Source organism: Microbacterium sp. NPDC055903, from assembly GCF_053615555.1.
Genome location: NZ_JBSHCA010000003.1, coordinates 209,514 through 235,237, shown reverse-complemented (window position 1 = coordinate 235,237; position 25,724 = coordinate 209,514). Strand labels below are relative to the sequence as shown.

Below are 25,724 nucleotides of genomic sequence, written 5' to 3'. Positions count from 1 at the left end.
TCTGCAGCGGCGCGTCCGACGACGCAATGGGGGCCGACGCGCCAGATGCAGGACGGATGCGTGGAATCCGTCCGACAAGTGGCGTGTCGGCCCCCCAGAACGTAAGCCGGGGCTCAGCCCGGGTGGGTCATGCTGAGCAGGTCGAGCTTCTCGTCGAGCTGCTGCTCGGTGAGCTCGCCGCGCTCGACGTAGCCGAGGTCGATGACCGCGTCGCGCACGGTGATGCCCTTGGCGACGGCGTGCTTGGCGATCTTCGCGGCTGCTTCGTAGCCGATGAGCTTGTTCAGCGGCGTCACGATCGACGGGCTCATGCCGGCGAAGGCCGCGGCGCGCTCCAGGTTCGCCTGCAGACCGTCGATGGTCTTGTCGGCGAGTGCGCGGGAGGCGTTCGCGAGCAGGCGGATCGACTCCAGCAGCGCCGTGCCCATCACGGGGATCGCGACGTTGAGCTCGAAGGCTCCGGATGCTCCGGCCCATGCCACCGTCGCGTCGTTGCCGATGACACGCGCGCACACCATGAGCACGGCCTCGGGGATGACCGGGTTGACCTTGCCCGGCATGATCGACGACCCGGGCTGCAGGTCGGGGATGTGCAGCTCGCCGAGACCCGTGTTGGGGCCTGAGCCCATCCAGCGCAGGTCGTTGTTGATCTTCGTCAGCGACACGGCGATGGTGCGCAGCGCCCCGGATGCCTCCACGAGACCGTCGCGGTTCGCCTGCGCCTCGAAGTGGTCCTTGGCTTCGGTGATCGGCAGCTCGGTCTCCGCCGCGAGCAGCGCGATGACCTTCTGCGGGAAGCCGAGCGGCGTGTTGATGCCGGTACCGGTGGCGGTGCCGCCGAGGGGCACCTCTGCGACGCGGGGGAGCGCCGACTGCACGCGCTCGATCCCGAGGCGCACCTGGCGCGCGTAGCCGCCGAACTCCTGGCCGAGGGTCACGGGCGTCGCATCCATGAGGTGGGTGCGGCCGGACTTCACGGCGTCCTTCCACAGCTCGGCCTTGGCCTCCAGAGCCACGGCAAGGTGGTCGAGCGAGGGGATGAGCGTGTCGATGAGCGCCTGCGTGACGGCGATGTGCACGGAGGTCGGGAAGACGTCGTTCGACGACTGCGAGGCGTTGACGTGGTCGTTCGGGTGCACGGCCGCGCCGAGGATGCCGGTGGCGAGGGTCGCGAGGACCTCGTTCATGTTCATGTTCGAGGACGTGCCCGAGCCGGTCTGGTACGTGTCGACGGGGAACTGATCGTCGTGCTCGCCCGCGGCGACGGAGTCGGCGGCGGCGGCGATGGCGTCCGCGATGGCGCCGTCCAGCGTGCCGAGGTCCTTGTTCGCGAGAGCTGCCGCCTTCTTGATGCGTGCGAGGGCTGCGATCTGCGTCGACTCGAGCCCCTTGCCCGAGATGGGGAAGTTCTCCACAGCGCGCTGCGTCTGCGCGCCGTACAGCGCGTGCAGCGGCACGCGGACCTCGCCCATCGTGTCGTGCTCGATGCGGTAGCCCGCGCCGTCGGCGCTCTGCTGCTGAGTCTCGGTCACTTCGATTCCTCCAGGTTGGCGGGGACGTCGTCGGCCCCCTGGTCGATTCCCACCGTGATGACGGGCACCGCGGTGCCCTCGGCGAGCCGGTAGTTCGCGCCGACGATCCCGAGCCGGCCATCGGCGACCGCCTCGCTGATGATCTCCGAGGACTGCAGCAGGTCGCGCACGGTGTTGCGCAGGTGCTCCTGCCCGACCAGCTCCGCGTCGATGTCGGCCACGGTGCCGCCGCCGTTCTCGGCGAGCACCTTGCGCGCCGCGGGAACGATCGGGGCGATCAGCTTCCAGATGTGCGGGGGGAGCGGCGCCGCATCGATGGCGGTGCCGTCGATCGCCGCGCGCACGGCGCCGCACGAGTCGTGGGCGAGCACGACGATGAGCGGCACGCCGAGAACGGCGACGGCGTACTCCAGGCTCGCGACGATGGACTCGCCGATGACCTGGCCTGCATTGCGGACGACGAAGAGGTCGCCCAGGCCCTTGTCGAAGATGATCTCCGCGGCGAGGCGCGAGTCCGAGCATCCGAACAGCGTCGCCATCGGGTTCTGCGCGCTGGCGAGGTCGTGGCGGCGCTCGACGTCCTGATTCGGATGCCGGGGCTCGCCGCTCACGAACCGGCGGTTGCCGTCCACCATCTCCTGCCAGGCGGCGGTGGGGGTCAGGGTAGTCATGAGGCCTCCTGCAACTCGGTGATCTGCGGGCTCAGCTCCTCCGCGAGCTCGGCGGTCTGCGCGGCGGTGCGCGATCCGTAGAGCAGGAGGTAGTCGTCGCCGATCGTGGTTCCGAGGGCGTAGCGCACGTTCGCGTCGCCGCCGGAGCCGATGTCGTACACGTCCCAGCGGATGCCGTCGATCGTCGTGCTGTCGTCGGCGGCGTGGCCGTCGAGCACCTGCGGTGCCCAGGATGCATCGGCGTCGAACGCCTGCGCGACCTTGATGAAGCCGCGCTCGTCGTCATCGGCAGGGGCCAGCGTGATGTTCCACACCACGGTCGCGCCGCCCTCGAGCTCCGCGGCGTTCACCCGCCAGAAGTCGCTGACCTCTGGGACGAGGACAGCGCTCTGCATGGTGGACTCCACGTCGGCCGCGATCGCCGCGACGTCGATCTCCGGACGCGCGGTCGGCTCTCCGCGGGGAACCGCGAAGACGATCACCGCGACGATGGCGAGGGTCACGACCAGAGCGGCGATGAGGTTGCGCACGCTCTGGCTGGAGCGGTAGATCCGGCTCGACTCCGCCTTGCGCGCGGCCGTCTCCTCCGCCGTCTCCGGACGCCCGAGCTCGGCGACGATCGGGGCGGGTGCGGGCTTGCGGCTCATGAGGCGTCCTCGTCCGCCGCTATGCGGGCGGCGTCGAGGCGGCGCTTGGCGCCCAGCAGCCATTCCTCGCAGCGAGCGGCGAGCGCCTCGCCGCGCTCCCAGAGGGCGAGGGACTGCTCGAGCGTCGGCGCCCCCTGCTCGAGTTCGGCGACGACGCGCACCAGTTCGTCTCGGGCGGCTTCGAAGGACAGCGATTCCACGGGGGCGTCGGTCGGCGAAGTCACGTACTCCATCCTACGTCTTTCCGTGGATGCGCCTGGATCAGCCGTCCTCGGCGATCTCGCCCTCCGAACGCGCCGCGATCGAGCCGCGATCGATGGTCAGCGTGAGCCTCGTGCCGGCCGGCGCGTCGGATGCATCGCGCAGGATCACGCCGCCATCGAGGTGGGCGATCGCATAGCCGCGAGCCAGCGTGGCGGCGGGGGACAGCGCCCTGAGCGATGCGCGCAGCTCGCTCGTCGTGCGGGTGGCGCGATCGAGCGCGCGGACGACCTCGTCGCGACCTCTGGCCGTCAGCAGCAGGAGTTCCTGCGCCCTCGCGTCGATGATCGGGTCGGGAGAGCGCAGGATCGGACGCGAGCGCAGCTGCTGCAGCTGGGCGATGTCGTGGGAGACGCGCTGCGTCAGGCGACCGGTGGCGCGGGCGCGCAGCTGCGCGATGACGGCGCGCTGTTCACCGACGTCAGGGACGACGCGCTTCGCGGCATCCGTCGGCGTCGAGGCGCGGAGGTCGGCGACATCGTCGAGCAGCGGGTGGTCGTTCTCGTGGCCGATGGCCGAGACGACCGGTGTGGAGGCATCCGCGACCGCGCGCACCAGCCGCTCGTCGCTGAAGCCGAGGAGGGTCTGGGGATCGCCGCCGCCTCTGGCGATGATGATGACGTCGACCTCGGGGTCCGCGTCCAGCTTCCGCAGCGCCGCGAGCGTCTCCGGCACGCAGCGGTCGCCCTGCACGGCGGCGTACTCGGTGCGGAAGACCACGGCGGGCCAGCGCAGCTCGGCGTTGCGGTGCACGTCCTTCTCGGCATCCGAGCGCTCGCCCGTGATCAGACCGATGACGTGGGGCAGGAACGGCAGCCTCTTCTTGCGGGCCTCATCGAACAGGCCCTCCTGACGCAACTGCACCCGGAGCTTCTCGAGCTTCTCGAGCTGGTCTCCGAGGCCGACGTGCTTCATCGCGGAGACCGCGAAGCTGAAGTCGCCCGACTTGACGAAGTAGTCCGCCTTGACCGCCGCGACGACGTGGTCGCCGATGCCGAGGTCGGCGGGGATGCGTGCGCGCACGCTGGACCAGATGCGCAGTGAGATCTGGGCATCCGACTGGGTGTCCTTGAGACGCGCGAAGACATTGCCGGCGCGCACGTTCCACGAGGTGATCTCGCCCTCGACCCACACGGTGTTCCAGCGAGCGACGAAGTCCCGGATCGTGGCGTTCAGTCGCGCCACCGAGGTCGGTGCCTCTGCCGCCGAGTCGCGGGGAGCGACGGAATCGGCCGGGGGCGCTCCGGAACCCTCGGATGCTTCGAAGACGGTCATGCCCTGCCTCTCGCTTCCAGGTCCGTCGCATCTGCCCGCCGGTAGAATCGAGGGGTGAGTCAGACAGTCGTGCATCTAGCCGCTCCTCGTGTGCCGAGGCCACGGCCTGTCGCGCTTCAGGATAACCCGGTCGCCGGACACAAGCGGGTGCTTCTCGCCGCGCCGCGCGGGTACTGCGCGGGCGTCGACAGGGCGGTCGTCGCCGTGGAGAAGGCGCTCGAGCGCTATGGCGCCCCCGTCTACGTGCGCAAGCAGATCGTGCACAACATCCACGTCGTCACCGAGCTCGAGCAGAAGGGTGCGATCTTCGTCGAGGAGGTCGACGAGGTGCCGGAGGGCGCGCACGTCGTCTTCAGCGCGCACGGGGTCTCCCCGGCGGTCGTGAACGCGGCATCCGAACGGGGCCTGCACGCGATCGACGCGACCTGCCCGTTGGTGACGAAGGTGCACCGCGAGGCTGTGCGCTTCGCGAAGAACGACTACGAGATCCTTCTCATCGGTCACACCGGCCATGAGGAGGTCGAGGGCACGGCGGGCGAGGCGCCCGAGCACGTGACGATCGTGAACAACCCCGAGGAGGCGGACACCGTCGAGGTGCGCGACCCCTCGAAGGTCGTCTGGCTCTCGCAGACCACCCTCTCCGTCGACGAGACGATGGAGACGGTCAACCGCCTGCGCACGCGCTTCCCCGAGTTGCAGAACCCGCCGTCCGATGACATCTGCTACGCCACGCAGAATCGTCAGGTGGCGATCAAGAAGGTCGCCGCAGAGGCGGATCTGGTGATCGTGGTCGGTTCGGCGAACTCCTCCAACAGCGTGCGCCTCGTGGAAGTGGCTCTGGAGTACGGCGCGAAGGCGGCGTACCGTGTGGATTACGCCGACGAGGTCAAGCAGGAATGGCTCGACGGCGTCGCCACGGTCGGGGTCACCAGCGGGGCCTCCGTGCCGGAGGTGCTCGTGCAGGAGGTGCTCGAGGTCCTCGGCGGCGCCGGGTACGGCGACGTTCAGGAAGTGCGCACGGCCGAGGAGGATCTGATGTTCTCCCTTCCCAAGGAGCTGAGGCAGGATGCCTCCGGGCAGCGCGACGCCCGCGCCCTCGGCGGACGCACGGCCGATCCCGGATCCTCGAGGTGAACGGCAGGGCGCCGGAGCCGACCCTCATCGGGTCGGTGCAACGCGCTCTCCGTCTCGTCGACATCGTCGCGAACGCACCGCGGCCTCTCCCCGCGAAGATGCTCGCGGCGGCCACGGGTCTGACGCTCGGCACCACGTACAATCTCGTTCGCACCCTGGTGCACGAGGGATATCTGGCGATCGAGCCGGACGGCCTCGTCCTGGGCGGCAGGTTTCCCGCGCTGAAAGCCGAGAGCGATGGCAGGGGAATCTTCCTGGCGCGCGTCAGGCAGGCGCTCAAGGACGTCACGGACGAGCTCGGTGCCACGGCGTACCTATCCCGCTACGACGACGGGGAGGTGCACCTCGTCGACATCGTCGATGCCACGCGCAACCCCCGGGTGGAGCTGTGGGTGGGGCTGCACTCGAGCGCGCATGCGACGGCGCTCGGCAAACGCATCCTCGCCGACCTGTCGGAGCAGGACCGACTCGACTATCTCGGACGGCACACGCTCGAGGAGCTCACGCCCAACACGATCAGCGACAGGCGCGCCCTGCTCACACAGCTGGAGCACTCGCCGACCTGGACCGTGGACGACGAGGAGTACGCGATCGGCAGCACGTGCGTCGCCGTCCCCGTGATGGCTCCCGGCGTCACCGCGTCGCTCGCGGTCTCCCTCCCGGCGGAGGATGCCGTGGTCGATCGCAGGCTGGTGAGGGAGCTGCAGCGCACGGCGCGCCGTCTCTCGTTGCAGCTCGGCGGCGACGCCTTCGCGGCGAGCGACTTCAGCATCTGAAAAACACGGGTGGAAATCGTCTGCCGCTGTTCCTATGATCAGAACCGTAGACGTCTGTCGTTACGGCGCTACAGGTACCGCATACGCGTCCCCAGCGCGTCGGTGCCTTCGGCAAGAGCGTCCCCAGCGCTCGCGCTAGCGGCCCCCGAGGTGTCCCCACACCTCAGGGGCCGTCGCTCGTTCCGGCCCGTTCCTGGGAAGGAGGCCGAGGCGGGGTGGCTAGCATGGCGGCATGAGCGACGAGCGTCCGCAGTACGGGGAGTACGCATCCGAGGATGAGCAGCGCCGGCGCGCAGGGCTTCCGCCGCTGGACCCTGCGACGGCGGATCTGCCTCCGGCGGGCTACGGTCCCGCGGCCGTTCCGGCGGTCGAGGAGCCGACCATCCCTGCGCGCAGGTGGGGACCGGACCGGATCGCGACCATCGCGCTGCTGGCCTACGGGCTCGTGAACGTCCTGATGTCGGCCGGGTCGTATCTGGACCTGTCCACGATCATGAATCAGTACATGGCGATTCTCGGTATCGAGGGAGAGTTCACGAACCTGGCTCAGGGGCGCCTCTGGGGTGGGATCGCCGCGACCGTCCTCGTGGCCGGTTACGCGCTGACGGTCTGGCTATCGCTGCGCCGCCTGCGGGCGCGGAAGCTCACGTGGTGGGTGCCGGTCGTCGGGGCGATCGTGACCTCCTTCGCCGTTTCGCTGTGCCTGATCGTGCCGATGATGGGGGATCCGGTCTTCGCGAGCTTCCTGGGCGCCACCACGTCCTGACCCGGGTACTGTCGAACGGTGCTTCCGACCCGTTTCGCCGTTCAGCTCGTCTCCGCATCCGTCGATCGAGGTGACGGCTCGGATCCTCGTGAGGAGGCGCGTGCGATCCTCAGGAGGCTGAGGATCCCGGCGGCGCTGCGGGATGCGTCGGCCCCCTGGCACGAGCGCGAAGAGGCCGTCGTGACCGTGCCCATGACGGACGACGACCACGTGGTCGCGCTGAACGATGCCGATGCGATCGAGGCAGCGCTCACCGCCGCCGATCTGCGAGCGGCGTTCGCGGATGCGGGACTGACCCTGTGGTTGGGCGTCGGCGAGGAAGAGGACGCGGTCGAGAGCTTGCCGGGCGAGGAACCGATCATCGAGGCGATGCACGCTGCCGGTGACGAGGAGTCCGACGCTGATCTGTTCTCGCCCGTCGCTCTGCGCGTCGCGTCGTTCTCGCATCGGGGGCCGAGTGCGGCCAGGGTCACCGCTCAGCTGCAGCGCATCGAGGTGGAATACATCGAGAGCGGTACGTGGTCGTTGCAGCGCTTCGAGACGGACGAGCCGACGATAGGGCTGGCATCCGGCGCGGAGCTGCCCGTCATCGAGCTGACCCGTACCGCGGACGGCGGCTGGTTCGACGTCACCACCCGCGCCGGAGTGATGCCCTTCTGGCCGGACGCCGAGCGCGGCACCGAGCTCGTGCTCGCCCCTGACGAGATCACCGTCCCGGAGACCGCGGAGCTGGTCCGGCGTCTGCATGCGGAAGGCGACGGGAGCCGCGACGAGCTGGTCGAGCTGGCGGCGATGTTCCCGCTGGACGTCGAGGCCGCGCATGCGGCCCTCGTCGCTGAAGCGCTGGGCGGTATCATCGGTGCGCAGGAGCGGCAGCGCGCGTTCCTTGCCGCGTTCGGCGTTCCCTCTGACCTCATCGAGGCGGCGTTCGATGAGGCGACTGGTCTGCCGGCGCAGCGCATGACTCCCGGGGGCTGGTGGGCGCTCGTGAAGGACGTCGTCACGGACGGTGCAGGCGGGTTCACGCCGTTGACGAGGAGGGATCGGCCGTTTGCCCGGATGATCAAGGCCGTGCGCGAGCGTCCGATGCTGGGAGCCGCCCTGTCTGCGGGTGAGCTCGTGGTCGGCGCCGCCCTCGCGCGGCGGCGCGGTGGCAGGCGCGTCCTCGGCATCCTGATCGTCGTGGATGCCGTCTTGGATCTCGCCATCCTGATCCGCCGCCTGAGGCTCAGCCGCTAGGACGGACGAGAAACGCCCCGCGTGGAAGGCGGGGCGTTTCTCGTGCGAGCGTCAGACGGTCAGCTCTGGGACTTTCCGAAGGAGCCGAGCTGACGGGTGGACTCGATGACGCGGGCCGCCATCGCCGTCTCGGCGACCTTGCCCCATGCGCGGGGGTCGTAGAGCTTCTTGTTGCCGACCTCGCCGTCGACCTTGAGGACGCCGTCGTAGTTCTTGAACATGTAGTCGGCGATCGCACGCGTGTAGGCGTACTGCGTGTCGGTGTCGATGTTCATCTTGATGACGCCGTTGGCGACCGCGATGGCGATCTCCTCGTCGCTCGATCCCGAGCCGCCGTGGAAGACGAGGTCCAGCGGCTTGGGGCCCGTGCCGTACTTCGCGGCGACCTGCTCCTGGATCTCGCCGAGCAGCTCGGGGCGCAGCTTCACGCCGCCCGGCTTGTAGACGCCGTGCACGTTGCCGAACGTCAGGGCGGCGATGTAGCGGCCCTGCTCGCCGAGGCCGAGGGCCTGAACGGCCTGGTCGACATCCGCGAAGGTCGTGTAGAGCGCGTCGTTGGAGCCCTCGTGGGCGACGCCGTCCTCTTCGCCGCCGACGACGCCGATCTCGACCTCGAGGATCGCGTTGATGTTCTTGATGCGGGGGAGCAGGTCCTTCGCGATCTCGATGTTCTCCGCGAGGGGAACGGCCGAGCCGTCCCACATGTGCGACTGGAAGATCGGGTTGCGGCCGGCCTTGACCTCTTCCTCGCTGGCTGCGATGAGCGGCTCGACGAAGCCGCCGAGGGCGTCCTTCGGGCAGTGGTCGGTGTGCAGCGCGACGGTGACCGGGTAGCTCTTGGCGACCTCGGTGGCATAGCGGGCGAAGGCGAGGGCGCCGGTCGCGCGGGCCTTGACCGTCTGGCCGGCGAAGTAGTCGGCGCCGCCGGTGGTCACCTGGATGATGCCGTCGGAGCCGGCTTCGGTCAGGCCCTGGAGGACCGAGTTGATGGTCTGCGAGCTCGAGACGTTGAACGCCGGGTAGGCGAAGCCACCGGCCTTCGCGCGGTCGAGCATTTCTGCGTACTGATCCGGAGTGGCGACGGGCATGAGAAACTCCTGCGATAGATGAAGCCGGGACAGCAGTCACTCTATCGCCGTCACTCGTTCCTGCCGGGGAGCCATCCACCGTTCGCGGGGTCGACCTTCGCGGACGTTAAGAAACGCGATTCCTTCGCATTGATCACCGCGAAATCCGAGGGGATTCGTCCATCCTGCTGGATAGGCTGACCGCATGGTGAGTCTGACGGCCGATCTGAGCCCGCTGCGTCCCGATCGCAATCTCGCGCTGGAGCTGGTGCGCGCGACCGAGGCGGCCGCGATCCGCGCCGTGCCGTTCATCGGGCGCGGCGCCAAGGAGGCCGCGGACGGTGCGGCGGTTGACGCGATGCGGGCGTTCCTCGGAACCGTCGACTTCCAGGGCAGGGTCGTGATCGGCGAGGGAGAGAAGGACAACGCCCCGATGCTCTTCAACGGCGAGCTCGTCGGCACCGGGCGCGGTCCGGAGTGCGACATCGCCGTCGATCCGATCGACGGAACCTCGCTGACCGCTGCGGGGCGCCAGAACGCGCTGTCGGTGCTCGCGGTATCGGATCGCGGGACGATGCTGGACGCGTCCAGCGTGTTCTACATGGACAAGCTCGTCACCGGTCCCGCCGGCGTCGGCGTCGTCGACATCCGCCTGCCGATCGGGGAGAACATCCGCCTGCTGGCGAAGGCGCTCGGAAAGCCCGTCGATGAGATCGTCGTGTCGGTGCTCAACCGCCCGCGGCACGAGAAGCTCATCCAGGAGATCCGGGATGCCGGGGCGGGAACGCGGCTCATGAGCGACGGCGACGTCGCCGGCGGCATCAACGCGGCCCGTCACGGAGCGCGCACGGACATGTGCGTCGGCGTGGGCGGGAGCCCGGAGGGCATCGTGACGGCGTGCGCGATCAAGGCGCTCGGCGGTCACATCCAGGGCGTGCTCTGGCCGCGTGACGACGAGGAACGTCAGCGCGGCATCGACGCGGGGCTCGAGATGGACAAGGTCTACGAAGCCGACGACCTGGTGCGAGGAAAGAACACGATCTTCGTCGCGACCGGTGTCACAGACGGCCAGCTGGTCGCCGGCGTCCGGCGCGAGGGCGGCTACGTCTACACGGAGTCCGTGGTACTGCGCGGGGCATCCGGCACCCTTCGGCGCATCGCGTCGGAGCACCTCGTCTCCAAGTGGCTGTGAGTCTCTGACCGCATCGTTATCGAGCCGGTACGCGGTCTCTGCGGTCCGGATCCCGGCGTTCTCAGGCTGGCCTGGCAGAATGAACGCGGATCTTGCTGCGCGCCTTCGCGCGGCCGGAGGAGGACGAAACGATGAGCACGCAGCAGGAGAGCAACGGCAAGGCCGCGTCGGCGCAGGTGGTCACCACCGCGACCGGTCGTATCCTCCGCGTCAATCCGGACGGCACTCTCGGCTCCACGTCGCGGCCGGAAGGCGCAGCGGCATCCGCGCAGACGGCTGCCGCGGCGAGGTCGGGCATCGCGCAGGACCCTTCGCGTCGCGCGGACGTGCTCTTCCGCGTCCGCCGCGATGAGGGGCACGAGATCAATGCCTGGTGGATGGTCGGCGCCTTCGTCGTCACCTCCGGCCTGGTCATCGCCCTGCTCAGCTGGGTGCCGGGCAGCGCCTGATCTCCGGCGCTCTCGCGGTCACTCGCCGCGGTGCACACCCGTCTCTCCGTCGCCCAGCCGGGTGCGGAGGTCTCCGACATCCGCGCGCGCGGCAGCAGCGCCCGCACTGTCGCCTCGATCATCGATCGGCGCGGTGGGCCGGTCATCGATCAGCTCGGCGGCCGTGAAGCGTCGTGCGGGAGCGGTGATGGCCGGCGGTGATGCGCTCAGCGACGCCGCGTCGATGCCGGGGAACTGGCGAGCGGTCACCAGCACGCGGCTCTCCAGCGATCCGGCAAAACGGTTGTAACTGTCGACGGTGCGCTCCAGCGCACGACGGAGATCGTCGGCGTGGCCGGCCAGGGTGCCGAGTCGCTCGTACAGCTGGGTGCCGAGAGCGAGGAGTGTGCGGGCCTCCGTCGAGACCTCCTGCTGCGTCCACGTGTAGGCGACGGTCTTGAGCACCGCCCAGAGGTTCACCGGGGAGGCGAGAGCGACCCGCTTGCCGAAGGCGTGGTCGAGGAGCGTCGGATCCTCGTCGATCGCCGCCGCCAGCAGCGACTCGTTGGGCAGGAAGCAGATGACGAACTCAGGGCTCGCCTCGAGACCCGACCAGTACGCCTTCTTGGCCAGCGCATCGACGTGCGCGCGCACCGCCTTGACGTGCTTCTGCATGAGCTGCCGCCGAGCGGCCTCATCCTTCTCGCCTACCCCGAGCGCACTCGCCTCGAGGTAGGCGTCGAGCGGGACCTTGGCATCGACGGCGATCGACGCGCCGCCGGCGAGGCGGATGACCATGTCGGGTCTGCCCTGACCGCGATCGGAGAAGATCGTGGACTGCAGGTCGAAGTCGACGTGACGGGTGAGACCCGCCGCCTCGACGACGCGACGCAACTGCGTCTCGCCCCACACCCCGCGGGTCGCTGTGGAGCGCAGCGCGCCGGCGAGCGATTCCGTCGTCGCACGCAGCGCCTCATCGGACTCCTGGGCTCGTCGCAGCTGCTCGGCGAGCGAGCCGAACTGGGCGTGCCTCTCCTGCTCGAGCGAGCTCACCGTGCGCTGCATCTGATGCAGGCTCTCGCGAACGGGAGCGAGCGCAGTGAGCACGGCGTTCTGCTGCTGCACGCGCTCGGCCTCGGCGCTCTGCTGTGCACGGGAGTGCTCGACGGCATCCCGATACATGTCGTACTGCCGGTCGCGATCGTCACGGACGGCCGCGAGCTCGGCCTCGGTGCGGGCGAGAGAAGCCGCGTCACGAGACGCGCGCGCGAACCACCCGGCCGTCGCGCCGCCGACGAGGGCGATGGCGAGAAGGAGAACGATCAGCGGAGCATCCATGCCCCCAGTGTGGGGCAGGCCTCCGACATCGTCGGCAGCGGCGCCGCGCGTCAGGCGACCGCGCGCTCCTGCACGGGTGCCGGCGCTCCTGCGATGCGAAGCCCGAGCGTCGCGGCGAGGGCCTCGACGTCGGTTGCGCCGACGCGCGACGCGGCATCGATCACGATCTGCGCGCAGGCACGGGCGTCGGCCAGGGCATCGTGGTGCGAGAACTCGGCGAATCCGGCGGCCGCAGCGGCCTTGGGCAGGCGATAGGAATCGAGCTGGTAGGTCTTGCGCGCGACCTGCAGACTGCACAACGAGCGATACGGCGGGCAGTCGAGGCCGGTCGCCTCGGACGCCTTGCGCAGCACGTTCACATCGAAACCGGCGTTGTGCGCGACGAGGACATCCGCGCCGGCGAAGGCGCACAGCCTGTCGAACTGCTCCGGCCAGGTCGCCGCATCGGCCACGTGCTCAGGGCGGATGCCGTGGATCTTGATGTTCCACTCCTGGAAGTCATCGTGGCCGTGAGGCGGGCGGATGAGCCATCCGGTGCGGGCGACGACTTCTCCACCCCGAACGCGCACGAGCCCGACGGAGCATGCGGATGCGGGGCTGGAGTTCGCCGTCTCGAAGTCGATCGCGGTGAAGTCCAGGGGCACGACTTCACTCTCTCCCGGCATCCGGAGACGATGTCGCAGGCTCGCCGTAGGCTGGCCGCATGAGCGATACGCGGGCCACGTCCTTCGGCAGCGAAGCGGAGAGCTATGAGGCCGGTCGGCCCGACTATCCCTTCGAGTCCGTGGCGTGGATGCTCGAACCGCTTCCGGCAGGTGCGCGGCGTGTGGCGGACGTCGGCGCGGGAACCGGCAAGCTGACGCGGGTGCTCGCCAAGGCTCCTGACGCGCAGATCGTCGCCGTCGATCCTGATCCCGCGATGCTGCGGGTGCTGAGCAGGAACGTCCCCGGTGTGCCCACATTCACGGGGAGAGCGGAGTCCCTGCCGCTGCCGGATGCCTCGGTGGACGCCGTCGTCCTCGGGCAGGCCTGGCACTGGGTCGACCCTGACGTCGCTTCGCTCGAGATCGGGCGCGTCGTGCGTGCCGGCGGCGTGCTGGGTCTCGTGTGGAACCTTCGGGACGACCGTGAACCGTGGGTCGAGCGCCTCACCGAGATCATGCACACCTCACCGGCATCCGGCATGTTCGAGGGAGACGGGCCGCGCGTCGGAGTGCCCTTCGGAACGCTCGAGGAGCAGCAGTGGGAGTGGTCGAGGCCGATGACGCGCGAGACGCTGCACCTGATGGCCGCCTCGCGCAGCTATGTCATCACCGCTCCGGCGGAGGTGAGATCGGCGATCCGGCGCGACATCGACGGCCTGCTCGACGAACTCGGCGTCGACGAGCACGGCACGATCGATCTCCCCTACGTCACAAGAGCCTTCCGTGCGGTGCGGCGATGACGGCGGCGATCGATGTCGTGTTCTTCGACCTCGACGGCACGCTGGTGCACGACGGCGCAGGAGACGCCGTTCGGCAGACCGCGGCTGAGCTCGCGCGCCGGCACGGGCTGAGCGCGGCAGGCATCCTCGGGGCGAACGCCGAGGCCTGGCGGGACTGCTGGTCGGCGCAGGGCGAGCGGTGGATGCGCGGCGAACTTGGCGACGATGCGCTTCCGAGGGAGATCTGGCGCCTGACGCTGGAACGGTTCGGAAGGAGCGAGCTCGCGCTCGTGGAGGAGGCCGTCGCCCTGCACGTGCGGGCGGAGGAGGGCACGTTCACGCTGTACGAGGAGACGGTCGACGTGCTCGAGGCTCTGCGCGGTGACGGGGTTCGACTGGGGCTGATCACCAACGGCCCGGCGCGGTTCCAGCGGGCCAAGCTCACCGCGGTCGGCATCGAGGGGCTGTTCGATCTCGTCGTGGCATCCGGTGACATCGGAGTGCTGAAGCCCGAGACGAGGATCTTCCGGCACGCCTTGGATGAGATGGGCGTCGCAGCGGAGGTGGCCGTCCACGTCGGCGACAACTTCGGTGCCGACGTCGTCGGCGCGGTGGACACAGGGATGCGCGCCGTCTGGATCAATCGTGATGGCGCCGAACCTCCGCGAGCGGACGTGCCGCACGTCGATGGCCGATCCCTGCGCGACGTTCTCTCGCTGCTCGGGCAGAGAAGCGGGATCGCGCGCGGGTAGACTCGTCACCCGTGGCTCTCACTATCGGCATCGTCGGCCTGCCCAACGTCGGCAAGTCCACCCTCTTCAACGCCCTGACCAAGAACGACGTGCTCGCGGCGAACTACCCGTTCGCGACGATCGAGCCGAACGTCGGCGTGGTCAGCCTGCCTGACGCGCGGCTGGGCAAGCTCGCCGAGATCTTCGGCAGCGAGCGGATCCTCCCGGCCACCGTGTCGTTCGTGGACATCGCGGGTATCGTCCGCGGCGCCAGTGAGGGGGAGGGGCTGGGTAATCAGTTCCTCGCGAACATCCGTGAGGCGGATGCCATCGCCCAGGTGGTGCGCGGCTTCGCCGACGACGATGTGGTGCACGTCGACGGGGCGGTGAACCCGGCATCCGACATGGAGACGATCAACGCCGAGCTCATGCTCGCCGATCTGCAGACCCTCGAGAAGGCGATCACCCGGTACGAGAAGGAGGTCCGCGGCAAGAAGCTCGACCCCTCCGTGCTGGAGGCGGCGAACGCCGCGAAGGATGCTCTGGAGCGCGGCATCCTGCTCTCGACGAGCGGTATCGACCTCGCCCCGATCAAGGAGCTGGGGCTGCTCACCTCGAAGCCCGTCATCTTCGTCTTCAATGTCGACGAGGGAGTGCTGACGGATGCCGGCCGCAAGGACGAGCTCGAAGCGCTCGTCGCCCCGGCGAAGGCCATCTTCCTCGACGCCAAGATCGAGTCCGAGCTCATCGATCTGGACCCTGAGGACGCCGCCGAGCTGCTGGCGTCGACGGGTCAGGAGGAGTCTGGCCTCGATCAGCTCGCCCGCATCGGCTTCGACACCCTCGGCCTGCAGACGTACCTCACCGCCGGCCCCAAGGAGGCCCGCGCCTGGACGATCGGCAAGGGCTGGAAGGCGCCGCAGGCAGCTGGTGTCATCCACACGGACTTCGAGAAGGGCTTCATCAAGGCGGAGATCGTCTCGTTCGAGGACCTCGTCGAGACGGGTTCCGTCGTCGAGGCCCGAGCGAAGGGCAAAGCGCGCCTGGAGGGCAAGGACTACGTCATGCAGGACGGCGACGTGGTGGAATTTAGGTTTAATAACTGATTTTGATTCTGATCAGGACTTTAGTACCTTCTGCGCCGGTCGAATTCTGATTCAACATCACCAGGACGCCTTGTCGCGGAACGTGAGCTAGCAGGCGCTGTTGCGGTCGCGGTGGTGTCGCCTTTGACGTGCCCTTCAGCCGCATTGTTCCGCAGTGCGAACAGACCGCGGTGCACATGAACCACATTGGTGTCAGGCCAGTGCTGCATCCGCACCTTTGACTCCGAAAAGCCGCTCTATCCGCAATGCTGGCAGTGTCCTGGGCAATGAGAGGTTTCCCCGGGAGTGCTGAAGCGGTGCGTATGCGACATGACGTGAGGCACGAGTGGACCGGATGTCGGAGTGCCCAGCAACAATTGCCCCATGGACATGACTTGGCTACTTGGCATCGCATGCGTCGGCGCGGCCGCCTGGATCGCGATGACGAAGTTGAAGGCCGCGCTCGCGCGTGACCGCTTTCGGGGCCTCGCGGCCACGAAAGAGATCAGCATTGCGGCCACGGCGCTCGCCGGAGGGATCATGTTCATCGGTCTGCGGTATGCGTCGGTGATCTTCCTCGTGGCGTTCTTCACGACCTGCATCGCGATGATCACGGGGTCTGTCGCAAGCAGACTCCTCCAGCGAGCGGAGCACCAAGGTTCCCCAACGGTATTCGCGTACATGCGACATCACTGCGCTGAGACGTGGCGTGAGACAAAGTCCACGACCAAACGATTCTTCACGCTCGCCGCGCCTGACGGCTGGCGGGAAATTCGTATCACGGTCGACACCTTGGACAATGTCGTCTCCGTTCCCACGATGCTCCGGGTCCTAGGGGTGATGTACATAGTCATCTTGGTTTTCGCATTCGTCACGTCGTTTGTGGGATTGACCGGTGCGAATGGTGACATCCAGTCGGCGGCGTTCTCCGCTGCAGTCAACTACAATATGTTGGCGATCAGCTGCCTCCTAACCGTCACAGCCTCAGCCTGCTTCGTGATATTTCTCCTCCTTCGATGGGGCAAAGTTCTACAGCGGCCATTGGGGATCGGCTCGTATGTGCGCCGCGTCGCCACTTGGATTGGATACGGCGGCGCAGTTGGTGCCGTGATGGCCTCGCTTGTGCCGCTGGCGGGCCTTGCAGTGCCGAGTCTCATGGGGCCGGCAGACAGCGCCTCAGCACTGAGTACAATCACGCCGCGTTCGATGCTGGATTATCCCGCCGCCGGGGCTGTCGCAGGTTATGCGTTCGGGCTGATCGTTGCGACGGCGTCTCTGTTTCCGGATTCGAAGAACAGCTGGCTTCGGCGCGTACTGTGCCCAGGACTGTTCGTAGTGGTTCTCGTCACGTTGAGTCATTTGCTAGGTGGCCCCCGTGGACTCCTGCGACCAGTGATCGACGCCGCAGCCCTCCGATCCGGGTTCAACGTCGCATCGTGCACCAGCGCCGCGCCGACGGACATCGGTTCGGGGAGTCTCGACGCGACGGCATGGGTCATCACTGCGATGGATCGATGCGGCGGCGGATTCCTCATCTCGACGATGGCCATTGGATGGATTGTTGCGATCGCGGCTCTCTTGGTCGGGGTCAGTCTGTTCGCCGTCGACGTTCGCGTTCGGGCACAGTCGGAAGACGAATCTGAAACGAAGTACTGTGACAGCATGCGCGTCGACGGGGGGACTGTTGACGGTTCAGGTGACTCCAACGTTGTGAGGGTTTCGCCCGCCGAATTGCGGTCGCGGTGACCTGCCAGGTGCTGGGCTTCAGCAAGCATTCTTCAAATGGCGGTCTGCTCGTGTGTCGCACGGCGACTGGGACAACGCCCACCTCACGAATGCGCCGGTCGATTCCCACGCCGACGGTCGGGCGTGAGGAACGAACTGGTGACAGTTCTTCTCATTTTGCTTGTGGCATGGGTGGTGCTGTCGATCGTGGGATTCGTGTTCGAGGGCCTGCTCTAGTCCCCGCGCCCGGGGCCCACAGAGCGCGGTTCATGCGTCTGCGCTTTCTACGGGCGTGACGGCCACTGTTGCGCCATGCTGCTCTTCTCCACCGACCTGGTTTGGCCCGACGCTCGCACTTGCAGGGCGCCGGGGCGGACGCTGACTCGAACACGGGTGATGTGACCGAAGCTGTCGCCGTCGAGTTCGATGAGGTGAGGAGCGTCGAACCGGGCTTCGAACCGGTGTCCTTGTACGTAGGCGAGTGCGTGAAGGTCGGGCGCCTGCTGGAGGAATCTGCGGCTGAGCAGGGAACGGCGAGCGAGGCCTTGCAGGGTGAGGCGGGTGCCGATCCGCGCCCATCCGAAGCGCCCTGTCGGGCGCATCATCACGACGTCCAACAGCCCGTCGTCGATAATTGCAGCGGGGATCAGCAACATGTTCCCTGTCAGGGTTCCACAATTGCCGATGATGACGGTGTGCGCCCGGGTCGACCTCACCCGACCGCCGTCGATTCGGTAGTCGAGATGGAAGAGCTTGTTCGCGATGACCGAGCGGGCGATCGGTGTGACGTACGCGAACCAGCCGAGATGCTTCTTCGCGATCGTACTCGTGCTCTCCGCCATCTCCGCATCCAGCCCGATGCCCGCCATGACCATGAACGTATGCGAACGGCGGGCGCCGCTCTCGTCCTCGAGCTCAGCCACCCCGACATCCACGGACCGGTCTTCACCCGAGAACGCAGCGGAGATGCAGGCGGCGATGTCGTTGATCGGCGAACCGACATCGCGAGCAAGGAGATTGCCGGTGCCCAGGGGAACCAGCGCGACCGGGATGCCCGTCCCTTGCATCACCTCCGCGACGGCTCGGACCGTACCGTCGCCGCCCGCGACCATCACCACCGCCGGAGCAGCAGCGAGAGCGTGCTCCGCGGCGGCCCGGCCTGCGTCGTCGCTGCGGGTCTGGTACCAGCGCGTCTGCTCCCAGCCGTGCTGGGCCTCACACTCCGCGACCGCGGGGCGAAGCCGCCCCAGCGAGGTCTTGACAGGGTTGTAGACGACGGCGGCGTGCCCTCGCCCGGCTGCCGGGTGGTCGTGCGTGCTCACTGCGGGACTGCGGTGACGTAGCGGCGCTGCTCGACCAGGGGGCAGGTGAACACGTCGCGTTCCCCGAGTCCGACGCGGTTGATGTACCGCACGATGATCGCACACGACGCCAGTAGCCCGGTCTGCACATACGGCACATCATGACTTCGGCAGTAGGCGGCGATGATGGGCGCTGCCTTGCGCAGATGAGGGCGCGGCATCGACGGGAACAGATGATGCTCGATCTGATAGTTCAACCCGCCCATCGCCGTGTCAAGCAGACGACCGCCGCGGACGTTTCGGCTCATCATCGCCTGACGACGAAGGAAGTCGAAGCTCGCATCGCTCGGCACGATCGGCATCCCCTTATGATTCGGGGCGAACGAGACACCCATGTAGAACCCGAAGAGCCCGAGCTGCACCGCGAGGAACACGAACGCGATGCCCGGCGACAGCACGAGGAAGACGAGCACCGGGAAACCGACCAGACGGACCAGGAGGAACCCGATCTCGACCCATCGCCTGCTCAACGGCCCGCGCGTGACCACCCGACGCACCCCGGACGCATGCAGCGAGACACCTTCCAGGAGCAATATCGGGAAGAAGAAGATCCCTTGATGCGACCGCAGCCACGACATGACCCGCCCTCTCGACACCGCACGCTCTGGCGCGACGAGGATCACCGGCAACTCGATGTCTGGATCGGCCCCCAGCTTGTTCGGATTCGCGTGGTGACGGGTGTGCTTGTGCTGCCACCATCCATAGCTCATCCCCACCAGCAGGTCGCCGAGGACGAGGCTCACCCAGTCATTCCACTTGCCCGAGACAAAGATCTGTCGGTGCGCCGAGTCGTGCCCGAGAAAGGCTATCTGCGTAAACACGACAGCCAACAACGCCGCCGTAAGCAACTGCCACCAGGTGTCACCGATCAACACGAACGCCAGTAGGCCGCCGGCGAGTACAAGGGGTAGACCGATCAGCTTCGACCAGTAATACCCATACCGGCGACGCAGAAGCCCCTGATCCCGGATCGTCTTCGCCAGGGCCGTGAACTCACTCCCACTCCGGGTGCGCTGCCGATCTTCTGAACGCGGTGTGGTCGAACGAAACCCATCCATGATGCGCCCCACATCCCAAGGTCACGGTCGTCATCAACGCCCGTGACCCCCCTCGTCAGTCCAGTCGTCGATACGGGCACGATCGTCGTTCGCCGCGGATCGCTGATCCGACCCGGACCCCGACACTCCATCCGCAGAGGTGTGGAAGGTCACCGACTCCGCCAAAGCCGCGACAGAGGCCGCTCTATCCTGCTCACCAATAGCCGCCTCGCGGAACCGGACCGCCGCCGCATCCTGCTTCGCGCGGACATCCTCGCTGATCTCCGCCAGCCGGTTAGCGAGCACGCCACCGAGACCGTCACGCAACTCCTCAAGATTCGTGTTCGCGATCTCCAATCGACGATCCGAGATCGTCAACTCAACAGTCGAATACCCTGCCCTCGCAAGACGTTCCCGTGTTCCGCTCCCCAATATCTCCGTGATCTCGTCCCGTTCGGGGCGGCGCGTGAACACCGCCTCCACCGTGTAACGATCCGGGGCCTCATCAGTCATCAGCGCCGTAGGCAACGAACCCACCAGCACCGATCCCAGGCCCAGCGTCGCGGCATCTGCACCGCTCGTTCGTGTCTGTGTCTCCATAGCCCAACGCTACGCCTCCAACCTGTACGCCTCACAGGTTCAGCCACTGGTCTGCGTGTCGGGTCAAGTCCCGTTGAGTGGTGTCACTCCGGTTGTCTTCGTTGATGGGTGATGGTCAGGCGCTCAGGAGCAGTTCGGGGCGGGCGGGTTCGGCGTGGTCGTGGAGGGTGTGGACGAGTTTGCGCATGGAGACGTCGGAGAAGTAGCGGCGTTCGCCGTATTGCCATTCCTCGTGTTGTTCTTGCAGGACGGCGCCGATCAGGCGGGTGACGCAGTCGCGGTCGGGGAAGATCTGAACGACGTCGCCGATCAGGGTCGAAAGGGCAGACTGGTAGTGGGTCATCGTGGGATCACTTCTTTGCGTCTTGCCGGAAACAACTGGTCATCCCACGATGGCCCTTCATCGTCTACGACGACGAGAACCTCGCGGGAAGTGACACCACGCTATGGGACTCACCCGCGTCAGGCCGTCGACGTGCCTACGAGGAGGGGTCGTCTGACGAACTGTGCGTTCCGGCGCCGCATCCAAGTTCCGTACTCAGTACCCGGGCCTGAGCGATGACGGCCGCTCGACGCGATGCGCCCGCGCCGCCGGGTGCGACGAGCGCGGCCAGGTGAGGGAGGCAGCGGTCGGCGAGTGCGAGCGAGATCACACTGAGAAGGATCTGTGCAGCGTGCGCACGGTCGTGCAGTGCGAGGGCGTCATCGAGTGCCGCGACCAGCGACGCGCAGCCCTCGGATCGACTCTCGGCGGAGACGGGTTCGGTCAGCTCAAGACTCTCCCAGGCCAGCAGGCGAGCGAGATGCGGATGCTCAGCGGCACTGTCGTAGAGTGCGCCAGCGACATGGCCCAGCGCGTCCGCACCGCTCCCGGACACCGAGATGCCTTCGAGGAGGTGCTCGACCTCGGCAGCGAGTACGGCCGCGAAGAGGCCGGCCTTGTCGCCGAAGTACTGGTAGATGCGCTCCTTGTTCACCCCGGCTTCGCGGGCGATCGTGTCTACGCGCGCACCGGCCAGCCCCACGCGAGCGAACTGCGCGGTCGCCGCGTCGAGGAGTTTGCGACGCGTGGCCTCGGTATCCCAGGTCATGACCCCACTCTAACCATTCCAACTGTTCAGTTGGTAATATCACGTTCTGTGGCTATGGTTGATCTCCAACTGAACGTTTGGAGTTTCTGTGCGACCTCTTCCTCGACCCGTGCAAGCGCTGATCACGTGGACAGCGATCCTTCCGCTGGTACTGATCGTCTCAGCGCTCGTCGCGCCTTGCACCCAGGGGTGGCCTGATCTCCTCCGTACGGCTCTGACTATCACCGTCGTCGTCCCCATCGCCGTGTTCTGGGCCGTTCCTCTGCTGGCGAAGACGGTGCAGCGCATGCGCGGAGTCCCGCGCGACGTGGTGGCAGCGGCGTGCTCGGCCCGACTGGTGACGGCATCCGAATCCGCAGCGGCTCTGCCGCGCAGGCCGCACGCAGGACCGGCCGTTGGTGGCAGCGAGTCTCGATTCTCGACGGAGGGCGGTGAGCTGAACGCGACGCATCGACCCGAAACGTCCTTTTTGGCCTCCGGTCGTTCGGAGCAGGGAAAATGAGGGCTCTCGTGCTCGGCGCACGCGGAGCGGTCGGATCTGCCGTGTCGAGTGCGCTTCGGCGAAGCGGGCATGAAGTCGTCGAAGCCGGCCGGCGAGTACCGGAGGGCGGTGTCGTGATCGACGCGACCACGTCGGCGGGACTGACGCGGCTGAGAGGCGAGGCCGCTCGCGTCGATGTCGTCGTCGACGCGAGCGGGCTCGAGACCGTCGCCGTGCAGGCGGCCGTGGGTACGACACCGCTCGTCGACGTCTCGGCGACCGCACGGCACCTCGAACAGCTGGCCGACGGCGTTCCGATCGGAGGTGCGGTCCTGCTGGGGGCGGGAATCGCCCCGGGACTCAGCACTGTTCTCATCCGTGCCCTCGACCCGCAGCCCGGGGAGGAGGTCGACGTCGCGATCGTGCTCGGCGCAGGAGAGGCCCATGGCCCGGCAGCGGTGGACTGGACGACGCGCCTTGCCGGGCGCGATGTGTACGCCGCGCCTGAAGGGCATCCGATCGCCAATCTGCGCTCGCGAAGGAGGCTGCCGCTTCTCGATGGCAGGGTGAGAGAGCACCTGCGGGCGGATTTCCCCGACGATCTGCTCATCGGGCGCCCGCTCGGGGTAGACGTCCGCAGCTGGCTCGCGCTCGACAGCCGGCTCGCTACAGCGGCGCTGCGTCTTGTCGGCGCCGTTCCCGCGCTGGCTCCGCTGCTGCACCGCGCGCCGCATCTCGGGGGCGAGACCTGGAGCGTCACCGCGGTCACGCGGGGAACGGCCCGAACGCTCACCGCCACCGGCGAGGGGCAGTCTGGTGCCACGGGCCGGCTCGCGGCGATCGCGGCCGAGCGGCTCGTGGAGCGGCGCCTTCGAGGGGCGTTGACGATGGCAGACGCGGTGCGCGTCGACGAAATCGAGCGTGCCGGCGGCATCAGAGTCGTGGACTCGTCGGCGGTGCCGGGGCGGCATCAGGGTCGCGCGTGACGACCTGTCGGCCCTGGACGGAAGAGCTTGAGCTGGTCCATGCCACGAAGGATCGTCGATGACCACTGAGGTCGATCTGATCGAGCCGATCCATCTGGGAGACCTCCTGATGGAGGACTTCGTCGAAGCCTTCGGGATCGCTCAGAAAAAAGCCCGCGGTGGCGATCGGTGTGCCGCCGCGTCGGATCAACGAGATCGTTCACCGCAAGCGATGCGGGCTGGGGCGGAATGGGGTCCGCGCCCACGTGTGATCGGACGGCGTGATCGCTGTGTCCAGCGACGTTGGTGCAGGCGTGCGCGAGGTCGGGAGCGGTCTGCTGTCGCGGAGCAGGCGGGCACGTCGCATCCTTGCCTGCACGACGCGACGGGCGGATGCCAATCTGCGCGCAGCGGACACTCGCCGATCGATGGTGACGACAGCCGCCGCGCGACAGAGGAGCCCCTGTGACGCTGCGTGATGATCCCTCCAACGCCTAGCCGCTGTTCGGCCCAACATCTCGGTGCTAGCGAGTTGAGCGCCAAAACGTTGGTCGCCACCAGTACAGGGTTGTGAGGTCGTCGGGCCACTCGGCGTCACGATCGTCTTCTGCCTCGAAGAAATCCCGCTCGAGATCGATCGGTCGCCATCTGGAGTCCACCGGCTCTTGCGGAGCCGCCGCGCGAACCACCTCCGTGAACCGATGCTCCATAGCTGGGCCCTCCGCATACGCGCGTTGGGCATCGATGAGGCACGGGGTGTTGGCGCCGCCTTGGTACGTGGGCCAGCGGAGTTGGACAGCATCGTCTTCCCAGAAACACACAGCGCATATCTCATAGGAGCCCGGTGGTTCGCCAAGGGTCACGTGACCGCAGCATGGGCACGGGTATGCGGCGGAACTGTTCGAGTCGGGCACAACGACACACTAAGGGACCCTGTTGTACGACTCGTCAGCTCAGCCCGGGCACCGTCGTCGCGATCAGCGAGCAGACCGGTCTTCGCACTACCTCGACCTAAACGAGGTCCGGCCGGATGCCACGTGGCATCCGCGACCGCTCGGCTACAAGCTGCGATCGATCACTATCGCCGAGGTGGGTACGCGGTACCTCGTCGGTCTGGCTGCCATTGCAGGGCTGGGTGCCCCTTCGACTTCGATCTGAGCAGGATGGCGACGTGGTGAGCACCTGACGCCCGCGTTGCGTGGCGGTCGCGATGTCGGATGCCCCGGCTACGGTCTACGCATGATGATTCGTCTCGAAGGCATCACCGTTCTCGCCGATGATGTGGCGGCTCTTGCTGATTTCTACGAGCGTGCGCTCGGATGGGACGTCGACGTTCGCGAGGATGCGTACGTCGCGTTCGGGGGACAGGGGGTGCGCGTCGCGATCTTCTCTCGTCGAATGATGAGCGAGAGCACCGAGGGGCATCCGGCATATACCGTGCGGTTCAGCGGCCAGGCGTTCGAACTCAACCTTCAGTGCGAGAGCGCGGACGAGGTGGAGCGACGCTACGATCGGCTGGTCGCCGCCGGCGCGACACCGACGGGCCGGCCGGCGTTGCGGGAGTGGGGCCAGTTCACCGGGTTCTTCGCGGACCCGGAGGGGAACATTCACTCTCTGTTCGCGAACGTGTGACGACGTTCTTGCGCGCTGTTTTTCGGTGACAGCCGCAAGGGATGCGAGAGACTTCGTAGCGACCGGTGCGCACCAGAGGCGCATCAGCGCCGCTGCTGCGCGAGCCAGGTGTGGTTGACGATGGCGGCGGCGACGGCATCCCGCCACTGCTTGCCCTCTGAGCCGCGGAAGAGATTTCGACCGTAGAACGGAGAGTCTTCGCGATGGGGTGAGCCGTCATGGATGCTCCGCGCGAGCCCAGAGACGTACGAGCGACCATCGGCCCGATACGCCTCGATCTCGGAGGCATCCAGCCGCACGAGCGCCGAATCGTCCACCATCGAGGAGACGATGTAGCGGGCATCGAGGAACAATTCGTCCCTCCTCCGAACGAGGAACCACGCACCCGGCTCATGGTCGACATAGTGCAGAGCGTCCTGATCGGCGGCGATCCTCGCCTCGTCGCCCCACAGCTCGACCGCGGGAATCGCTTCGAGCGGATGCCTGCGCGCCTCGTCCATGGCGCAGTACTCGAACCGAGGCCCGCCGTCACGGACGAGCGCGAAGCAAAGGATCCGACGGCATCGTGTGCAGCGCAATTGGCATTCCACGCGCGGCATGAGCCGAGACGCATGAAGCGGCAGGAGATCGCTCAGGCGCACCCAGTGCAGATCCTCGACGAGGGCGCCGGCGCTCACGGCCTTGGCCAGCGCGCCGACTGTCGCGTCCACATCGACGGCGCCTTCGTCGCGGACGAGCAGTTCAGCGCAGGCGGTGCAGTCGTCGTCGTCCGGGCGGCAGGAGAGGCCGGGTTTGGTCGCCACGACGGTGACGCCGACGAGGTTGCCCGGCTCGTTCCAGCCGCGATCGTCTGCGAAGTCCGCGCATACGTATGCGGCGTCGAGCGTCAAGAACGGCTGTCCGAAGCCGGCGAAGCTGCGCGGCGCGCCGATCGCCGTCACGAGATCCTTGAGGGTTGCGTCTCTGTCGATGCCGGGGATCCAAGCGGAGAGCTCGACCGCGGCGTCCGTCGACGCGACGTGCAGGGTTACCGCGGCGACGATCTCGTCATTCAGGATGACCTCGACGCCCGTGGGGTACCGCAGCCGGCGGGAATGGACCGAGGGTTCGCCGATGAGCCGCTCCCGGATCGTGGGAGGAGCTGTGCCCGCCGCGTCCAGGAGCCTTCTGACAGCAGGGTCGGTGACGTGCAAGCTCACGGCGGCGACGATCAGGGGCAACCTTGTCTTCTTGCGCCAGCGTTCCATGCGCTCAGGGCCTCTCGTCG

Annotated in this window: 26 protein-coding genes and 2 pseudogenes; 13 read left to right on the top strand and 15 right to left on the bottom strand. The window is 67.5% G+C overall.

The window, feature by feature from the left end; genetic code table 11:
* Window positions 1-113: 113 nt before the first annotated feature.
* The 5 genes from ACWGJP_RS14945 to xseA are packed head-to-tail and all read right to left on the bottom strand — an operon-like array spanning window position 114 to window position 4,386.
* Window positions 114-1,532, bottom strand: coding sequence for a class II fumarate hydratase (locus ACWGJP_RS14945; RefSeq protein ID WP_452330592.1), 1,419 nt, complete (start codon window positions 1,530-1,532; stop codon window positions 114-116).
* The gene (locus ACWGJP_RS14940; RefSeq protein ID WP_452330591.1) at window positions 1,529-2,203 is read right to left on the bottom strand and encodes a carbonic anhydrase; all 675 of its coding nucleotides are present in this window, start codon (window positions 2,201-2,203) and stop codon (window positions 1,529-1,531) included. The genes ACWGJP_RS14945 and ACWGJP_RS14940 overlap by 4 nt, the downstream gene beginning before the upstream one ends.
* Window positions 2,200-2,850: a DUF4245 family protein gene (locus tag ACWGJP_RS14935; RefSeq protein ID WP_452330590.1), complete on the bottom strand. Its 651-nt coding sequence runs from the start codon at window positions 2,848-2,850 to the stop codon at window positions 2,200-2,202. The genes ACWGJP_RS14940 and ACWGJP_RS14935 overlap by 4 nt, the downstream gene beginning before the upstream one ends.
* Window positions 2,847-3,083 (bottom strand): exodeoxyribonuclease VII small subunit, encoded by a 237-nt coding sequence (locus tag ACWGJP_RS14930; RefSeq protein ID WP_452330589.1) that lies wholly within the window; start codon window positions 3,081-3,083, stop codon window positions 2,847-2,849. Before ACWGJP_RS14930 ends, ACWGJP_RS14935 begins: the two co-directional genes overlap by 4 nt.
* Window positions 3,084-3,111: 28 nt before the next feature.
* Window positions 3,112-4,386, bottom strand: a complete 1,275-nt coding sequence (xseA, locus tag ACWGJP_RS14925) for an exodeoxyribonuclease VII large subunit (RefSeq protein WP_452330588.1) — start codon at window positions 4,384-4,386, stop codon at window positions 3,112-3,114.
* Window positions 4,387-4,440: 54 nt separating this feature from the next.
* Here xseA and ACWGJP_RS14920 point away from each other — a divergent pair, with 54 nt between their 5' ends.
* The 4 genes from ACWGJP_RS14920 (at window position 4,441) to ACWGJP_RS14905 (ending at window position 8,301) form a co-directional block, all read left to right on the top strand.
* Entirely contained in the window at window positions 4,441-5,520 is a 1,080-nt protein-coding gene (locus tag ACWGJP_RS14920) for a 4-hydroxy-3-methylbut-2-enyl diphosphate reductase (protein ID WP_452330587.1), read from the top strand.
* Window positions 5,517-6,296, top strand: coding sequence for an IclR family transcriptional regulator (locus tag ACWGJP_RS14915; protein ID WP_452330586.1), 780 nt, complete (start codon window positions 5,517-5,519; stop codon window positions 6,294-6,296). The genes ACWGJP_RS14920 and ACWGJP_RS14915 overlap by 4 nt, the downstream gene beginning before the upstream one ends.
* A 232-nt stretch (window positions 6,297-6,528) precedes the next feature.
* Window positions 6,529-7,062 carry a DUF6264 family protein gene (locus ACWGJP_RS14910; RefSeq protein ID WP_452330585.1) on the top strand — a complete coding sequence of 178 codons (534 nt, stop codon included), beginning with the start codon at window positions 6,529-6,531 and terminating at the stop codon, window positions 7,060-7,062.
* A gap of 18 nt (window positions 7,063-7,080) precedes the next feature.
* Window positions 7,081-8,301: a hypothetical protein gene (locus ACWGJP_RS14905; RefSeq protein WP_452330584.1), complete on the top strand. Its 1,221-nt coding sequence runs from the start codon at window positions 7,081-7,083 to the stop codon at window positions 8,299-8,301.
* Window positions 8,302-8,360: 59 nt separating this feature from the next.
* Here the strand turns inward: ACWGJP_RS14905 and fbaA are convergent, their stop codons facing one another.
* Window positions 8,361-9,389 carry a class II fructose-bisphosphate aldolase gene (fbaA, locus tag ACWGJP_RS14900; protein ID WP_452330583.1) on the bottom strand — a complete coding sequence of 343 codons (1,029 nt, stop codon included), beginning with the start codon at window positions 9,387-9,389 and terminating at the stop codon, window positions 8,361-8,363.
* Between the two features lie 184 nt (window positions 9,390-9,573).
* Here fbaA and glpX point away from each other — a divergent pair, with 184 nt between their 5' ends.
* Together glpX and ACWGJP_RS14890 are read left to right on the top strand one after the other, a co-directional pair.
* Window positions 9,574-10,560 (top strand): class II fructose-bisphosphatase, encoded by a 987-nt coding sequence (glpX, locus tag ACWGJP_RS14895; protein WP_452330582.1) that lies wholly within the window; start codon window positions 9,574-9,576, stop codon window positions 10,558-10,560.
* A 131-nt stretch (window positions 10,561-10,691) separates the two neighbouring features.
* Window positions 10,692-11,009, top strand: a complete 318-nt coding sequence (locus tag ACWGJP_RS14890) for a hypothetical protein (protein WP_452330581.1) — start codon at window positions 10,692-10,694, stop codon at window positions 11,007-11,009.
* An 18-nt stretch (window positions 11,010-11,027) separates the two neighbouring features.
* Here the strand turns inward: ACWGJP_RS14890 and ACWGJP_RS14885 are convergent, their stop codons facing one another.
* Together ACWGJP_RS14885 and ACWGJP_RS14880 are read right to left on the bottom strand one after the other, a co-directional pair.
* Window positions 11,028-12,326, bottom strand: a complete 1,299-nt coding sequence (locus tag ACWGJP_RS14885) for a DNA recombination protein RmuC (RefSeq protein WP_452330580.1) — start codon at window positions 12,324-12,326, stop codon at window positions 11,028-11,030.
* A gap of 50 nt (window positions 12,327-12,376) precedes the next feature.
* Window positions 12,377-12,970, bottom strand: a complete 594-nt coding sequence (locus tag ACWGJP_RS14880) for a 3'-5' exonuclease (protein WP_452330579.1) — start codon at window positions 12,968-12,970, stop codon at window positions 12,377-12,379.
* A gap of 59 nt (window positions 12,971-13,029) precedes the next feature.
* On the opposite strand from ACWGJP_RS14880, the gene ACWGJP_RS14875 reads away from it, so the two are divergent.
* The 4 genes from ACWGJP_RS14875 (at window position 13,030) to ACWGJP_RS14860 (ending at window position 17,311) form a co-directional block, all read left to right on the top strand.
* Window positions 13,030-13,770, top strand: coding sequence for a class I SAM-dependent methyltransferase (locus tag ACWGJP_RS14875; RefSeq protein ID WP_452330578.1), 741 nt, complete (start codon window positions 13,030-13,032; stop codon window positions 13,768-13,770).
* The gene (locus ACWGJP_RS14870; RefSeq protein ID WP_452330577.1) at window positions 13,767-14,501 is read left to right on the top strand and encodes an HAD family hydrolase; all 735 of its coding nucleotides are present in this window, start codon (window positions 13,767-13,769) and stop codon (window positions 14,499-14,501) included. The genes ACWGJP_RS14875 and ACWGJP_RS14870 overlap by 4 nt, the downstream gene beginning before the upstream one ends.
* 11 nt (window positions 14,502-14,512) lie before the next feature.
* Window positions 14,513-15,586, top strand: a complete 1,074-nt coding sequence (gene ychF / locus ACWGJP_RS14865; protein ID WP_452330576.1) for a redox-regulated ATPase YchF — start codon at window positions 14,513-14,515, stop codon at window positions 15,584-15,586.
* A 363-nt stretch (window positions 15,587-15,949) separates the two neighbouring features.
* A complete protein-coding gene (locus ACWGJP_RS14860; RefSeq protein ID WP_452330575.1) occupies window positions 15,950-17,311 on the top strand; it encodes a hypothetical protein in 1,362 nt (453 codons plus the stop codon).
* A 263-nt stretch (window positions 17,312-17,574) separates the two neighbouring features.
* Here the strand turns inward: ACWGJP_RS14860 and ACWGJP_RS14855 are convergent, their stop codons facing one another.
* From ACWGJP_RS14855 to ACWGJP_RS14835, 5 genes and pseudogenes are all read right to left on the bottom strand, one after another.
* The gene (locus ACWGJP_RS14855; protein WP_452330574.1) at window positions 17,575-18,612 is read right to left on the bottom strand and encodes a diacylglycerol/lipid kinase family protein; all 1,038 of its coding nucleotides are present in this window, start codon (window positions 18,610-18,612) and stop codon (window positions 17,575-17,577) included.
* A complete protein-coding gene (locus ACWGJP_RS14850) occupies window positions 18,609-19,709 on the bottom strand; it encodes a fatty acid desaturase family protein (protein WP_452330847.1) in 1,101 nt (366 codons plus the stop codon). The genes ACWGJP_RS14855 and ACWGJP_RS14850 overlap by 4 nt, the downstream gene beginning before the upstream one ends.
* A gap of 33 nt (window positions 19,710-19,742) precedes the next feature.
* Window positions 19,743-20,288 (bottom strand): hypothetical protein, encoded by a 546-nt coding sequence (locus tag ACWGJP_RS14845; RefSeq protein WP_452330573.1) that lies wholly within the window; start codon window positions 20,286-20,288, stop codon window positions 19,743-19,745.
* 115 nt (window positions 20,289-20,403) lie between these two features.
* A pseudogene (locus ACWGJP_RS14840) lies at window positions 20,404-20,592 on the bottom strand (transposase); the annotation flags it as partial.
* Window positions 20,593-20,767: 175 nt separating this feature from the next.
* Window positions 20,768-21,379: a TetR/AcrR family transcriptional regulator gene (locus ACWGJP_RS14835; RefSeq protein ID WP_452330572.1), complete on the bottom strand. Its 612-nt coding sequence runs from the start codon at window positions 21,377-21,379 to the stop codon at window positions 20,768-20,770.
* 498 nt (window positions 21,380-21,877) lie between these two features.
* On the opposite strand from ACWGJP_RS14835, the gene ACWGJP_RS14830 reads away from it, so the two are divergent.
* Together ACWGJP_RS14830 and ACWGJP_RS14825 are read left to right on the top strand one after the other, a co-directional pair.
* Window positions 21,878-22,846, top strand: coding sequence for an NAD-dependent epimerase/dehydratase family protein (locus ACWGJP_RS14830; protein ID WP_452330571.1), 969 nt, complete (start codon window positions 21,878-21,880; stop codon window positions 22,844-22,846).
* 58 nt (window positions 22,847-22,904) lie between these two features.
* Window positions 22,905-23,058 (top strand): annotated as a pseudogene (locus ACWGJP_RS14825) (helix-turn-helix transcriptional regulator); the annotation flags it as partial.
* A 291-nt stretch (window positions 23,059-23,349) separates the two neighbouring features.
* On the opposite strand, the gene ACWGJP_RS14820 reads toward ACWGJP_RS14825, so the two are convergent.
* A complete protein-coding gene (locus tag ACWGJP_RS14820; protein ID WP_452330570.1) occupies window positions 23,350-23,739 on the bottom strand; it encodes a CPCC family cysteine-rich protein in 390 nt (129 codons plus the stop codon).
* A 325-nt stretch (window positions 23,740-24,064) separates the two neighbouring features.
* Between ACWGJP_RS14820 and ACWGJP_RS14815 the strand changes: the two genes are divergently transcribed.
* Window positions 24,065-24,457, top strand: a complete 393-nt coding sequence (locus ACWGJP_RS14815) for a VOC family protein (protein ID WP_452330569.1) — start codon at window positions 24,065-24,067, stop codon at window positions 24,455-24,457.
* Between the two features lie 83 nt (window positions 24,458-24,540).
* On the opposite strand, the gene ACWGJP_RS14810 is transcribed toward ACWGJP_RS14815, so the two are convergent.
* Window positions 24,541-25,677 (bottom strand): hypothetical protein, encoded by a 1,137-nt coding sequence (locus ACWGJP_RS14810; RefSeq protein ID WP_452330568.1) that lies wholly within the window; start codon window positions 25,675-25,677, stop codon window positions 24,541-24,543.
* Window positions 25,678-25,724 lie beyond the last annotated feature (47 nt).

What these genes read in the sequence shown, in the direction of transcription:
- ACWGJP_RS14940 (WP_452330591.1), bottom strand. Translation starts at nt 2,203, where the DNA reads ATGACTACCCTGACCCCCACCGCCGCCTGGCAGGAGATGGTGGACGGC.
- ACWGJP_RS14935 (WP_452330590.1), bottom strand. Translation starts at nt 2,850, where the DNA reads ATGAGCCGCAAGCCCGCACCCGCCCCGATCGTCGCCGAGCTCGGGCGT.
- ACWGJP_RS14930 (WP_452330589.1), bottom strand. Translation starts at nt 3,083, where the DNA reads ATGGAGTACGTGACTTCGCCGACCGACGCCCCCGTGGAATCGCTGTCC.
- xseA (WP_452330588.1), bottom strand. Translation starts at nt 4,386, where the DNA reads ATGACCGTCTTCGAAGCATCCGAGGGTTCCGGAGCGCCCCCGGCCGAT.
- ACWGJP_RS14910 (WP_452330585.1), top strand. Translation starts at nt 6,529, where the DNA reads ATGAGCGACGAGCGTCCGCAGTACGGGGAGTACGCATCCGAGGATGAG.
- fbaA (WP_452330583.1), bottom strand. Translation starts at nt 9,389, where the DNA reads ATGCCCGTCGCCACTCCGGATCAGTACGCAGAAATGCTCGACCGCGCG.
- glpX (WP_452330582.1), top strand. Translation starts at nt 9,574, where the DNA reads ATGGTGAGTCTGACGGCCGATCTGAGCCCGCTGCGTCCCGATCGCAAT.
- ACWGJP_RS14890 (WP_452330581.1), top strand. Translation starts at nt 10,692, where the DNA reads ATGAGCACGCAGCAGGAGAGCAACGGCAAGGCCGCGTCGGCGCAGGTG.
- ACWGJP_RS14885 (WP_452330580.1), bottom strand. Translation starts at nt 12,326, where the DNA reads ATGGATGCTCCGCTGATCGTTCTCCTTCTCGCCATCGCCCTCGTCGGC.
- ACWGJP_RS14875 (WP_452330578.1), top strand. Translation starts at nt 13,030, where the DNA reads ATGAGCGATACGCGGGCCACGTCCTTCGGCAGCGAAGCGGAGAGCTAT.
- ACWGJP_RS14870 (WP_452330577.1), top strand. Translation starts at nt 13,767, where the DNA reads ATGACGGCGGCGATCGATGTCGTGTTCTTCGACCTCGACGGCACGCTG.
- ACWGJP_RS14860 (WP_452330575.1), top strand. Translation starts at nt 15,950, where the DNA reads ATGGACATGACTTGGCTACTTGGCATCGCATGCGTCGGCGCGGCCGCC.
- ACWGJP_RS14850 (WP_452330847.1), bottom strand. Translation starts at nt 19,709, where the DNA reads ATGGATGGGTTTCGTTCGACCACACCGCGTTCAGAAGATCGGCAGCGC.
- ACWGJP_RS14845 (WP_452330573.1), bottom strand. Translation starts at nt 20,288, where the DNA reads ATGGAGACACAGACACGAACGAGCGGTGCAGATGCCGCGACGCTGGGC.
- ACWGJP_RS14835 (WP_452330572.1), bottom strand. Translation starts at nt 21,379, where the DNA reads ATGACCTGGGATACCGAGGCCACGCGTCGCAAACTCCTCGACGCGGCG.
- ACWGJP_RS14830 (WP_452330571.1), top strand. Translation starts at nt 21,878, where the DNA reads ATGAGGGCTCTCGTGCTCGGCGCACGCGGAGCGGTCGGATCTGCCGTG.
- ACWGJP_RS14815 (WP_452330569.1), top strand. Translation starts at nt 24,065, where the DNA reads ATGATGATTCGTCTCGAAGGCATCACCGTTCTCGCCGATGATGTGGCG.